Source organism: Aestuariivirga sp. (genome assembly GCF_037139295.1).
GTDB lineage: Bacteria > Pseudomonadota > Alphaproteobacteria > Rhizobiales > Aestuariivirgaceae > Aestuariivirga.
Genome location: NZ_JBAXGR010000030.1, coordinates 1 through 12,121, shown reverse-complemented (window position 1 = coordinate 12,121; position 12,121 = coordinate 1). Strand labels below are relative to the sequence as shown.

Here is a 12,121-nt window from a genome sequence, read left to right as displayed (position 1 = left end):
TCCCGGGGATCGGTCACGGGTTGAGACTTGCATGGTTTCAGTGCAAGACCAGTTCAGGTGAGATCAGGCAGTGGACGGCGGAGCGCGTCGGCATGCCCAAATTGGGCAGCGAGCCGGTGACGATCTGCCAGCCGTCGTCCTAGCCTGGGATCGATCGAAGGGAGTTGAGAGATGAGCAATGTAGTGAAGCTTGGCCGCCGCAGTTTCGGTGGCATCGTGGCGGGACTTGCAGCGGCAACGGTGCTGCGCGCGCCGCAGGCGGTGGCCGCCGCGCCCGATGGGGCAGGCGCCATTCAGGACATGATGGCCGCATTGCAGGCCGCCCGCGCGCTGTCCTGCACCACCGATGCAACCTTCGGCGCGTCGGTCGCCAAGGACAAGCTCAAGACCCTCGGCAACCGTTCGAGCGTGGTGTTCCAGCGCCCCGACAGCCTGTTCATCGTGTTCGGCGGTGACGGCGCACCCGATGTGCAGATGCTGATCAACGGTGGCGAGGCAACGCTCTATCGCCTGTCGCTTGGTGCCAAGACGGTGCGGAAGCTGGCACCCGAGAATGGCGCGGCCTTCGCTGTGCCGGGCCTGTTCATTCCCGTCCTCGGCCTGCTGAGCGAGAACGTGGACAAGGACTTCTTTGGCGGCGTCACCTCGGTGACGCCCATTGCCCAGGGCGCCCCGGACCAGCCGGAGCAGACGACGCTGGCCGCCGTGATGGGTGCCGGCTTCACCGGCGAAGTGTGGGTTGCCAAGGACAACGGGCTGCCGACACGGGTCAGCGGAACGTGGTTCGGCGCCAAGGGCGACGTGGCGGCGAGTGCCGTCCTCAATCTCTCCGGCTGGTCGTCCGAGGCGCCGGTTGAAGGCGCCTTTGCGGTGAAGGGCCTTCCGGACGCGAAATCCGTGGAACTCGACGCGCTCGGCCTCTGAACCGGCGCTCCACCTCTGGTCTGGGCCACCTGTGGCAAAATGGTGATTGCCCTCGGAACAACCTCCCGTAAATAGTGCGGTGCAGCAAAATCGCTGCGCCGCAACGTGGCGGCTTACTCGGCCCCGAGGAGTTTTCCATGACGAAACGTGCCGGACATCGTCTCCCATTCGAGCGGGTGGCTCTTCTGCTGCAGGGCGGGGGTGCTCTGGGTTCTTATCAGGCTGGCGTCTACCAGGCGCTGGCGGAGGGCAACGTTCACCCGGACTGGGTGGCGGGCATTTCAATCGGTGCCATCAATTCGGCGCTCATTGCGGGCAATGCGCCCGAGCAGCGGGTTGGGAAACTGCGGGACTTCTGGGAAACCGTCAGCGCGCCACCGCTGGGAGCCTTCGGCGCAGCCTACAATCCCTTCCTCAAGACCCTCGACGACCACACCCACCGCCTGCTGAACCAGACGCGGGCCTTCGGCATCATGATGCTGGGAACACCCGGCTTCTTCACGCCACGCGCGCCGTTGATGCCATTCCTGCCCACCACCGAGGCCGCCGAAGTGAGCTACTACGACGTCTCGGCGCTCAAGACGACGCTGGAACGACTCGTCAACTTCGACCGCATCAATGCCGGTGAGATGCATTTTGGCGTTGGTGCGGTGAATGTGAAGACCGGCAACTTCATCTATTTCGACAACGTGACGACGAAGATCCGGGCGGAACACATCATCGCCTCGGGCGCGCTGCCGCCCGGTTTTCCGGCGGTCGAGATCGATGGCGAATATTACTGGGACGGCGGCCTCGTTTCCAACACGCCGCTGCAATGGATGCTGGACCAGCGGCCGCGCCTCGACACGCTGGCACTGCAGATCGACCTGTGGAGTGCGCGTGGCGAGATGCCGCGCGACGTGATCGAGGTCGACTCGCGCGTCAAGGACATTCGCTATTCGAGCCGCACCCGTGCCGCCACCGACCAATACAAGCGAGCGCAGAAATTGCGCCTCGCGGTGGCCGAGGTGCTGAAGCATATCCCCGCCAAGCTGCGAAGCAGCGAGGAGGTGAAGCTGCTCGCCTCGGAAGCCGACGACAAGATCTGCAACATCGTGCAGCTGATCTACCACACCCGCAGCTATGAGGGGATTGCGAAGGACTTCGAATTCTCCCGCCGCACCATGCTGGAACACTGGGATGCCGGCTATGGTGAGGCGCAGCGCGCCATGCAGCATCCGGAAATACTGAGGCGCCCGAGCCGCGAGCAGGGCGTGCAGACTTTCGACTTCTCCAATCCATTGAAGCCTTCCGTCGAATAGGATTGACCCCATGAAGGAAGACGATGTCGCCAAGCGCGCCTTCGCAATGCCGCTGACGAGCCCCGCCTATCCGGTGGGGCCTTACAAGTTCTATAATCGCGAATACCTGATCATCACCTATCGCACCGACATGGACAAGCTGCGCGCCGTGGTGCCGGAGCCGCTGATGGTGGAGGAGCCGATCGTCAAGTACGAGTTCATCCGCATGCCGGACTCGACGGGCTTCGGCAACTACACCGAAAGCGGGCAGGTGATCCCCGTGACGTTCAACGGCCGCAAGGGTGGCTACACGCACTGCATGTTCCTTGATGATCATCCGCCGATTGCAGGTGGGCGCGAGCTGTGGGGGTTCCCGAAGAAGCTGGGCAGCCCCAAGCTGCAGGTCCACAGCGACACGCTGATCGGCGAGTTGCGCTATGGGCCGCTGCTCGTGGCCGTGGGCACCATGGGTTACAAGCACAAGGAAGCTGACCTTGCCGCCGTCAAGGCGTCGATGGAAATTCCGAACTGGCTGCTGAAGATCATCCCGCATGTCGACGGTACGCCGAGCATCTGCGAGATCGTCGAATATTATCTGAGTGACATCAACCTGAAGGGTGCGTGGACCGGCCCCGGCCAGCTCGAGCTGTTCCACCATGCGCTGGCGCCGATCGCCGAGCTTCCGGTGCTCGAGGTTCTTTCGGCCACGCATATCCTCGCCGACCTGACACTCGACCTCGGCAAGGTCGTACACGATTATCTGACATAAATGGAGACGTAAGATGGATTTGAAGGACAGGGTTGCAATCATCACCGGTGCCGCCAGCGGCATCGGCAAGGACATCGCCTTTCGCCACGCCGAGGCTGGCGGCATTCCGGTCATCGCCGACCTGAACCTCGATGCGGCCAACGCCACGGCAGAGGAGATCAAGTCGAAGGGTGGACAGGCTTTCGCCATCGCCATGGACGTGACGAATGAAGACCAGGTGGAGAAGGGTGTTGCCGACACGTTTGCCAAGTATGGCAAGGTCGACATCCTCGTCTCGAACGCCGGCATCCAGATCGTCCACCCGCTGGTCGACTTCCCCTTTGCGGAGTGGAAGAAGCTGCTGTCGATCCACCTCGACGGCGCCTTCCTCACCACAAAGGCCTGCCTCAAGTACATGTACAAGGCCAATTACGGTCGCGTGGTCTACATGGGCTCGGTGCATTCGCACGAGGCTTCCAAGCTGAAGGCGCCCTACGTGACTGCCAAGCATGGCCTGCTCGGGCTTGCCCGCGTGTTGGCCAAGGAGGGGGCGGAGCACAACGTGACGGCGAACGTGGTGTGCCCGGGCTTCGTGCGCACCCCGCTGGTCGAAAAGCAAATCCCGGAGCAGGCCAAGGCGCTCGGCATTTCCGAGGCGGACGTCGTGTCCAAGGTAATGCTGAAGGACACGGTGGACGGGCAGTTCACCACGGTTGATGACGTTGCCAACGCGGTGCTGTTCTTCGCCGGTGCAACCAGCACCGTCTATACCGGACAGTCGCTGGTGGTGAGCCATGGCTGGTTCATGCAGTAGAACCGAACCGGAACAACGGGGCGGCGCCAAGAAGAATTCAGTGGATTGAATCACTTGCGCCGCCCCAACGCGCTGCATCGCCCGGAAAGTGCGTCTATGACTGCGGGGAGGTGAGTTCCGAGGGGTTTGAGGATGGCAGTGGGCGTTGGCCGCTCCGCGCTGCTGGGCATGGAGCTGGTTGCGCTGCTGGCCGGCTGCGACGAGAAGAAGAAGTAAGCTCCTAAGAAGGAGCCCGTTTCCGTGACTTTCGTGGAAACGAAGGCACAGAACGTGCCCGTGACCTTCGACTTCGTTGCGCAGACCCAGTCCTCGCAGCAGGTGCAGATCTACGCCCGCATCAACGGCTTCCTCGACAGCCAGAATTATGCCGATGGCGCGCTGGTGAAAGCCTGCGACGTGCTTTTCAAGCTCGATCAAAAGCCGCAGATCGCCGAGTTGCAGGAGGCGCAGGCGGCCTTGCAACGCGATATCGCGGCGCGCGAGGTGGCGAAGTCCAATCTGGCCCGGGTGAGGCCGCTGGCCAAGCTCAACGCGCTGTCGCAGAAGGACCTCGACGACGCGCAGGGGCGCTTCGAGGAAACCTCGGCGACGGTGGACGGTGCGCAGGCGACGGTCTACCGCGCCCAGATGAACCTCTCCTACACCATCATTCCCTCGCCAATCGACGGCTTCGCGGCCGCCGCCAACCAGATGGTGGGCACCTACATCAGCCCGGCCAATGCCAACCTCACGTCGGTGTCGCTCGTCACCCCGATGTGGGTGAATTTCAGCCTGTCGGAAAACCAGCTGCTCGACCTGCGGAACCAGAAGATCAACGGCACGCTGAACTGGCCGCCGACTGACGACATTCTGGTGGACCTCATCCTGCCGGACGGCAAGACCTTCGCGCACCAGGCCAAGGTGACCTTCACCGCGCCCTATTACAATCCGCAAACTGGCACCTTCCAGATCCGCGGCACCTTCGACAACCGGGATGCGCTGCTGAAGCCCAGCCAGTACGTCACGGCGCGCGTCAACGGCTTCTCGCGTCCCAATGCCATCCTCGTGCCGCAGCGCGCCGTGCACCAGGCGGAGACGGGCCACTTCGTGTGGGTAATCGACGACAACAACATGGCCGAGTTCCGTCCGGTGGAGACGGGCGACTGGCATGGCGATGACTGGTTCATCACCAAGGGCCTCAAGCCCGGTGAAAAGGTGATTGTCGACGGCCTTGTCTTCGCGCCCAAGACCGATGCTTCGGGCAAGCTCCTCGCCGAAGCTGCGGCGCAGTGAGGCGCTGAGGGATGCTCTCCGACATCTTCATCAAGCGTCCCGTCCTCGCCACGGTGCTGGGCATCGTGATCGTCATGATCGGCGGCCTCGCGGCCTTTGGGCTGCCGATCCAGCAATATCCCACCATCGCGCCGGTGCAGATCCAGGTCAGCACCGTCTATGCCGGCGCCAATGCCGAGACGGTGGGCGCCTCGGTGGCAGCCCCCATCGAAGCGCAGATCAACGGCGTGCCCGACATGCGCTACATGACGTCGACGAGTTCGGCGTCGGTGCAGATGACGATCAACGTCTACTTCAAGGAGTCGGTCGACCCCGACATCGCCCAGGTGCTGGTGCAGAACCGCGTGAACCTGGCGACGCCGCAGCTGCCGGCCTCGGTGAACTCCTATGGCGTGACGGTGCAACAGCAATCGACCAACACGCTGATGATCATCGCAGTCACGGCGGATGCCGGGCGCTATCCGCTGACCTATGTGACGAACTTCGCCAACCTCCAGGTGCTGAACGCCATCCAGCGCATAGATGGCGCGGGCCAGGCCACCATGTTCGGCGACCCCAACCAGGCCATGCGCATCTGGCTGAACCCCAACCGCATGGCGTCCCTCGGCATCTCTGCGCCGCAGGTGGCCAATGTCATCAAGAACCAGAACCAGCTGATCGGTGCCGGCCAGCTTGGCCAGCCGCCCAATGCCAAGCCCGTCGTCCAGACCTTCCCGATGACGGTGCAGCAGCAGTTCACCAAACCCAGCGAATATGAAAATCTGATCCTGCGCGCCAACAGCCAGGACGGCAGCGCCATCGTCCGGCTTGGCGACGTGGGCCGCGCCGAGACGGGCTTCCAGCAGTACCTCTCGACCAACCAGATCAATGGCCAGAACACCGCGCTGATCGTGGTCTACCAGCAACCCGGCGCCAACGGCATCGACGTGTCGAACCAGGTGCGACAGACGCTGCTGCAGCTGAAGCCCCAGTTCCCCCCGGCATCAACTACACGATCGCACTGGACACCACCGACTTCGTGCGCCTGTCGATCAAGGAAGTGGTGAAGACGCTGTTCGAGGCGCTGCTCCTCGTCATCGTCGTGATGTATGTGTTCCTGCAGAGTGTGCGTGCCTCGGCGATTGCCACCTCGGCAATCGTGATCTCGATCACCGGCACCTTCGCCGGCATGCTGGTGCTGGGCTTCTCGCTGAACCTGCTGACGCTGTTCGGGCTCGTGCTGGCCATCGGACTCGTTGTGGATGACGCCATCGTCGTCATCGAAAACGCCACCCGCAACATCGAGGAGGGCGGCCACGATCCGCAGGAGGCCGTTCACAAGGCCATGGCCGAGGTGACCGGCCCGGTGGTCGCCACGGTGCTGGTGCTTGCGGCGGTGTTCGTGCCGGCGGCCTTCATCAGCGGGCCCACGGGTCAGCTCTACAAGCAGTTCGCCTTTACCATTGCCGTCTCGGTGGCGATCTCGGGCTTCGTGGCGCTCACCGTGACGCCCGCCATGGCCGCACTCTTCCTCAAGCCGGGAAGGCCCATCCAGCGCGGCCCCTTCGCGTGGTTCAATGCCGGCTTCAAGAAGCTGGAGAAGGCCTATGGCAAGACCATCGGCTACGGCATCAAGGGCTGGCTGGCGGGCATCATCGTCTTCGCCGGCATCATCTACGTGGCGGTGGACCTGTTCCGCGTGCTGCCCACGAGCTTCGTTCCGAACGAGGACCAGGGCTATGTGCTAACGATCTTTGCGCTGCCTGACGCCGCGAGCCTCGACCGTTCGCAGGAGATGGCGGAACAGCTCGACAAAATCTTCGCCGATGATCCGGCGGTACTCTATCGCATCTCGATTGCCGGTTATTCGTTGGTCGACAGCCAGTACCGCAACAATTACGGCACCATGTGGGTGCAGCTGAAGCCCTTCGAGCAGCGCACCACGCCGGAGCTCTCGGCGGTTGCTGTCATCAAGCGCTTCATGGCGAAGTCGGCCGACATCGAGAAGGCCTTCACGCTCACCATCAATCCCCCGGCGATCCCCGGCCTCGGCACGCAGGCCGGCTTCGACTTCTGGCTGATGAGCACCGGCGACCAGACACCGGCAGAGTTGCAGGACATCACCACCAAGTTCATGGCGGCAGCCAAGAAGCGGCCGGAACTCGCTGGCCTCTCGACGGGCTACCGCGCCACCGGGCAGCAGCTGAAGCTCAACGTGGACCGCGACAAGGCGCTGCTGCTGGGTGTGCCGCTGGGTGACCTTTACTTCACCATTCAGTCGCTGTTCGGCTCGGCAACGGTGAGCCAGTACACCGAGCTCAATCGCGTGTGAAACGTCATCCTGCAGGCCGACTCGCAATTCCGCGCAACACCCGCTGACCTGACCACCGCCTATGTGACCGGCGACAAGGGCCAGCAGGTGGCGCTCTCGGCGCTGATGACCATGGACTATGAGCCAGCCCCCACGCTGGTGTCGCACTTCAACGGCTTCCAGGCGGCGCAGATCACGGGTGATGCGGCAGCCGGCTATTCCTCCGGCCAGTCGCTGACGGCGATGAAGGAAGTGGCCGACAGCGTGCTGCCGCAAGGCTACACCTACGGCTGGTCGGGGCTTGCCTATTCGCAGGAAGAGGCTGGCAGTTCATCTGCCATCGTCTTCATGTTCGGCATCATCCTGGTGTTCCTCATCCTGGCGGCACAGTACGAGTCGTGGTCGTTGCCCGCTGCGGTGATGACCACCGTGCCCTTCGGCGTGCTGGGTGCCTTGATCGCCACCTACGGCCGCGGGCTCGACAATGACGTCTACTTCCAAAGCCTCCTGCTCATGGTGGGCCTTGCTGCCAAGAATGGCATCCTCATCGTCGAGTTTGCGGTGGAGAAGCTGAAGGAAGGCAAGACCGTCACCCAGGCCGCGGTGGAGGCGGGCGAGCTGCGCCTGCGCCCCATTATCATGACCTCGCTCGCCTTCATCTTCGGCACGATCCCGATGGCGATTGCCACGGGTGCGGGCGCCAATGCGCGGCACTCCATCGGCACCGGCATCATCGGCGGCATGGTGGGCGCCTCGACGCTGGCGCTGCTCTTCGTGCCGATCTTCTTCTACCTCTTTAAGAAGGGCTGGAAGAAGCAGGAGGGCGCCGTGCCGCCCACCAGTGAAGCCCCGCCCGCCGCGACGCCAGAGGAAGGCAAGCCCGCATGATCATCGCGCGCCGCTCCTTCCTCGGGTTCATTGGCCTCGGTCTTGCCGGAGGTACGGTGGGACCTGATTACCTCAAGCCCGACGTCACCACGCCGGAGATGTTCCGCTACCAGATCAACACCGGCAAGGCTTACGCCAACGAAAGCTGGTGGCAGCTGTTCAGCGATCGGGTGCTGCATCGGCTCGTCAACCAGTCGCTTGCCCAGAACTGGGACATCACCATCGCCACGGCGCGGGTGGAGGAGGCTGCGGGCGTGCTCATCACGCGCGGAGCACCGCTTTATCCGCAGGTGGGCTACAACGGCCTCGGCCAGCGCGAGCGCCTGTCCAACAAATTGCCCGGCGCCACGACCAGCATCTCGCCCAACCCGCAGAGCCTCTACGAGCCGCTCTTCACCGCATCCTGGGAAATCGACCTGTGGGGCCGCATCCGCCGCCAGCAGCAGGCTGCCGAAGCCAATCTTCTCGGTGCAGAGGAAGCCCGCCGTGGTGTCATCCTGACGCTCGCCTCGGCGGTGGCGACCACCTATTTCAAGCTCCGTGCGCTCGATGCGCAGCTGTCGATTTCGAAGGAGACGCTTGCCAACTACGCCAAGCTGAAAAATCTGTTCGGCGAGCGTTTCCGCTATGGGCAGGTTTCCGAGGTCGTGGTGGCGCAGATCACCGCGCAATACGAGAACATTGCAGCCTCGATCCCGCTGATCGAGCAGGAGATCGCCAAGACCGAGAATGCGCTGTCGATCCTCGTCGGCGATTATCCGCATGGCATCTCGCGCGGCGCGTCCTTCGCCGGGATCAGGCTGCCGAAGGTTCCCTCTGATCTTCCCTCCGACATGCTGCGCCAGCGGCCGGACATTGCCCAGGCCGAGCAGGAGCTGATCGCCGCCAATGCCCGCATTGGTGCTGCCATGGCGCAGTACTATCCGCAGCTGTCGCTCACCGGCAGCCTGGGCTACGCCAGTGGCGCGCTGTCGAACCTGCTGACCGGCCCCGCCGGCGTCTGGGCGATCGCCGGCACGCTCGCGGGTCCGATCTTCGATGCCGGCGCCATCAAGGGCCAGGTGCAGGCGACGGAAGCGCAGAAGCAGGCGGCCCTCGCCAATTACGTTAAGACCATCCACATCGCCTTCCAGGAAATGTCGGACAGCCTGATCGGCTACCAGAAGTCGCTCGAGTCACTCGCCGCACGCAATCGCGCCATCAAGGCACTGCAGACCACGGTGCGATTGTCCTTCCTCAAGTTCGAGGAAGGCCAGGAGAGCTACACGACCGTGCTCACTGCGGAGAATGATCTCTATTCGGCGCAGCTCGAGGCCATCAACACCCGCTTCCGCGCCTTCGCCAGCCTGGTTGATCTCTACAAGGCGATGGGTGGCGGCTGGACGCTGAACGTTGGGCCCGACCCTTCGCTGGCGTCATCGCCGAAGCAGGCTACGAAAACGGCCAAACAGGCCACCGGCGGCTGATCGCCGGATAGTAGGTTCGTTGCGTGAAGATGGTGCGTCGGATCATGCACAATTCATTGGAAAATCGTTGAGCTTGTTCCGGCTGCGCGGCCTTACGCTGCGGCATTCTGACGAAAATCAATTTCAGAATTGTGATCCGAAATTAGACGTCTGATTATCATCGTGAGCGTTACTCCTGGGAGCCGGAAAAATGGCCTATGCGAAAACCTTGTTGTCTGCCGGAGCACTGGGCCTGGCCGTGATTGCCCCTCTCGACGGAGCAGCTGCCGCCACCATAACCGGCGGCCAGCTCTAAGCGTTGTGCACCGCCAACATGGGTGGCCCTGGTAACCCCCTGCTCGCCGCGGAATGCATGGGCTATGTTGTCGGCATCTCCGACACCTTCGACTGCGTCGAGAAAAACCACGGATAGACCTGGAACAGCAGTGCAATGGTCAGCCAGCCACATCTGGTGACCGTGGTCCTGCAGTGGCTCGACGCCCACAAGGATGGCAAGAACACCGAGGCCCACAAGGTTGTCGGCGCCGCCCTGCAGGAAGCCTACCCCTGCAAGAAGTAACGACGGCGAAAGCTGCCAGGTGCGATGCTGGAGATTTGGTGGGTGCGACGGGACGCAAACGCCCGATCCAATGCATGCACAACAGGTGCTTGGCCAGATGACCCGCTGTGGTTGGAAAGCTTCGAGCACGGATGGCGGTGGCGTCAGTTGCGGGCAATTCTTTCAGGGTGGAGGCAGCGTGAAAGACGGGTTCTCGAAGATTGTGAAATAACTGCCCTCTGCAACCGTCCTGAGGCCAGCCGGCAATGTGCGATCCTTCTTACCGAAATGTAACCAGACCAGATAGTTGAACCGCTCTTGCCAGGCAGCAAATGTGGGATCCGCGGCCCGCCACGCCGGGTTGAAGAACTGCTGCGCCGTTGGGGGCTTTCCGACGCCGAGTTCAATGTCGCGAAAGCGCGCTGCAGCCTTGACCGGGGGAATGATGGTGAACAGAAAGGGCGCGAAGCTGTGGCTTTCGATAACCGCGAGGGTGCTGGCATTCGCGTAGGCGAGGGGCAGGCTCTCGCAGCGTCCGCCTGGCCTGTCGTTGATGGAAACCAGTGGAGTTCCGGGCGTGGTCACATACCGCGCGAGGGCGAGGCGCAGTTCTTCCATCTGGGCGGAACAGCCGGTGAGCAGCAGGTAGGCCGGTACGAGTTGGAGGAGGGCCAAAGACAGGACGCTGGCGGTCAGCGCGCGGCGCAGGACTGGTCGCAGGTTGGACTCGCCGGCCACCCCAATCATCAGCAGCGCCAAGACGAAGGGCAAGCGCATCTGCAAGATTGAAACGCCGAGCATCTGCTTCGGGACCAGCAGGCAGAGCAGCGCCAAAACCAAGAGCAGCTTGTGGTGGCTTGCGTCAATGGTGACAAGCTTGAACCGCCAACAGGTTAGGCCGATGGCGAACAGCAGCAACAACACTATCAAGGTGTTTATCTGGTCCTGGGCGAACAAAAATGGCGACAGAACGACCATTGATCGGTTCAGAAAGTTGCCGAACTCGAAAGGCACCTTGTTGTGCAGCGTGTCATGCGGAATGAACAGCCAGAACGGAAGCTGAGGCACGGCGAGGAGCGCAATTTTTGTCGCCGCGACGAGCCGTGTGAGTGGCTGCGAGCCCGGTCGCATGTCGAACAGATTGTGGAGCGCAACGATGATCACCAGGATCGCATAGGAGATTGGGTGAACGAAGAAGTTCACGTTGAACAGGACGAAGAGGATGGCGAGGCGGTGCCGTTGCCCGTCTGATCGCAGCCACCAGGCATAGCTCAGCAACGCAATGCCGGTTCCCATCATGAAGTTCAGGAAACCGAAGACGAGGACTTGGCTGAAGAAGATGGGATAGACCAGGAGCGTCGTAACGGAGAGCACAGGCCTGAGCGCCAGATTGATGCCGATGACTCCCAGCACGATGCTGGCAAGGCAGAGACTGATGAAGACCCTGCCGGCGGCATAGACCGACATCACGTTTTGCAGCAGGCTGAGGGTCGTCTCCATGACCACATAGGGTGCGAACTGCCATTGCACCCGGTAGGCCTCGCTCAGGGCCGAAACCTTGCCGATGTTGTGGATGACATAGGACCGCGCAAGGTGGTTGGGCAGATCGACGAACGGCAACACCGCGTCACCGGAAAATACGATTGCAACCGACAGTATGAACAGCCCAGCATGAAGAGTGAGCTGCCACCAGGACTGCCGCAGTTGAGCCATCGCCCATGTGTATGAACGGAGCTTGGCCGTGTCAACGCCAAGTGCCGTTCGCGTGTCTTCCTGCGGTCGACGTCTGGGATCTCGTCCGGTGCCTCCAGGTCTGCACGTTGCTGCCGCAGCAGACCTGTATTCAGCCTTCTGCTGGTGCCGGCTAAGGGACTCGAACCCCTGACCCCCTGATTACAAAT

The 12,121-nt window shown here is 62.4% G+C and carries 9 protein-coding genes and 1 pseudogene; 9 read left to right on the top strand and 1 reads right to left on the bottom strand.

The annotated features are described in order from the left end of the window. The first annotated feature begins 171 nt into the window (after window positions 1-171). The 9 genes and pseudogenes from WCJ41_RS09965 (at window position 172) to WCJ41_RS09925 (ending at window position 10,241) form a co-directional block, all read left to right on the top strand. Entirely contained in the window at window positions 172-924 is a 753-nt protein-coding gene (locus WCJ41_RS09965) for a DUF2092 domain-containing protein (RefSeq protein WP_336905704.1), read from the top strand. A 137-nt stretch (window positions 925-1,061) separates the two neighbouring features. Next, complete coding sequence (locus WCJ41_RS09960) at window positions 1,062-2,225, top strand: patatin-like phospholipase family protein (protein ID WP_336905703.1); 1,164 nt, start codon at window positions 1,062-1,064, stop codon at window positions 2,223-2,225. 10 nt (window positions 2,226-2,235) lie between these two features. After that, on the top strand, window positions 2,236-2,973 hold the full coding sequence (locus tag WCJ41_RS09955) for an acetoacetate decarboxylase (protein ID WP_336905702.1): 738 nt from the start codon (window positions 2,236-2,238) through the stop codon (window positions 2,971-2,973). 13 nt (window positions 2,974-2,986) lie between these two features. Next, window positions 2,987-3,766, top strand: a complete 780-nt coding sequence (locus WCJ41_RS09950) for a 3-hydroxybutyrate dehydrogenase (protein WP_336905701.1) — start codon at window positions 2,987-2,989, stop codon at window positions 3,764-3,766. A gap of 240 nt (window positions 3,767-4,006) precedes the next feature. Further along, the gene (locus WCJ41_RS09945; RefSeq protein WP_336905700.1) at window positions 4,007-5,038 is read left to right on the top strand and encodes an efflux RND transporter periplasmic adaptor subunit; all 1,032 of its coding nucleotides are present in this window, start codon (window positions 4,007-4,009) and stop codon (window positions 5,036-5,038) included. 11 nt (window positions 5,039-5,049) lie between these two features. Further along, entirely contained in the window at window positions 5,050-6,084 is a 1,035-nt protein-coding gene (locus tag WCJ41_RS09940) for an efflux RND transporter permease subunit (RefSeq protein WP_336905699.1), read from the top strand. Continuing rightward, window positions 6,057-8,216 (top strand): annotated as a pseudogene (locus tag WCJ41_RS09935) (efflux RND transporter permease subunit). Before WCJ41_RS09940 ends, WCJ41_RS09935 begins: the two are co-directional and overlap by 28 nt. Then, window positions 8,213-9,682 carry an efflux transporter outer membrane subunit gene (locus WCJ41_RS09930; RefSeq protein WP_336905698.1) on the top strand — a complete coding sequence of 490 codons (1,470 nt, stop codon included), beginning with the start codon at window positions 8,213-8,215 and terminating at the stop codon, window positions 9,680-9,682. Before WCJ41_RS09935 ends, WCJ41_RS09930 begins: the two are co-directional and overlap by 4 nt. A 430-nt stretch (window positions 9,683-10,112) precedes the next feature. Then, window positions 10,113-10,241 carry a Rap1a/Tai family immunity protein gene (locus WCJ41_RS09925; protein WP_336905697.1) on the top strand — a complete coding sequence of 43 codons (129 nt, stop codon included), beginning with the start codon at window positions 10,113-10,115 and terminating at the stop codon, window positions 10,239-10,241. Window positions 10,242-10,403: 162 nt separating this feature from the next. Here the strand turns inward: WCJ41_RS09925 and WCJ41_RS09920 are convergent, their stop codons facing one another. Continuing rightward, window positions 10,404-11,687 carry a hypothetical protein gene (locus WCJ41_RS09920; protein ID WP_336905696.1) on the bottom strand — a complete coding sequence of 428 codons (1,284 nt, stop codon included), beginning with the start codon at window positions 11,685-11,687 and terminating at the stop codon, window positions 10,404-10,406. Window positions 11,688-12,121 lie beyond the last annotated feature (434 nt).

What these genes read in the sequence shown, in the direction of transcription:
- WCJ41_RS09965 (WP_336905704.1), top strand. Translation starts at nt 172, where the DNA reads ATGAGCAATGTAGTGAAGCTTGGCCGCCGCAGTTTCGGTGGCATCGTG.
- WCJ41_RS09960 (WP_336905703.1), top strand. Translation starts at nt 1,062, where the DNA reads ATGACGAAACGTGCCGGACATCGTCTCCCATTCGAGCGGGTGGCTCTT.
- WCJ41_RS09955 (WP_336905702.1), top strand. Translation starts at nt 2,236, where the DNA reads ATGAAGGAAGACGATGTCGCCAAGCGCGCCTTCGCAATGCCGCTGACG.
- WCJ41_RS09950 (WP_336905701.1), top strand. Translation starts at nt 2,987, where the DNA reads ATGGATTTGAAGGACAGGGTTGCAATCATCACCGGTGCCGCCAGCGGC.
- WCJ41_RS09940 (WP_336905699.1), top strand. Translation starts at nt 5,050, where the DNA reads ATGCTCTCCGACATCTTCATCAAGCGTCCCGTCCTCGCCACGGTGCTG.
- WCJ41_RS09930 (WP_336905698.1), top strand. Translation starts at nt 8,213, where the DNA reads ATGATCATCGCGCGCCGCTCCTTCCTCGGGTTCATTGGCCTCGGTCTT.
- WCJ41_RS09925 (WP_336905697.1), top strand. Translation starts at nt 10,113, where the DNA reads ATGGTCAGCCAGCCACATCTGGTGACCGTGGTCCTGCAGTGGCTCGAC.
- WCJ41_RS09920 (WP_336905696.1), bottom strand. Translation starts at nt 11,687, where the DNA reads ATGTCGGTCTATGCCGCCGGCAGGGTCTTCATCAGTCTCTGCCTTGCC.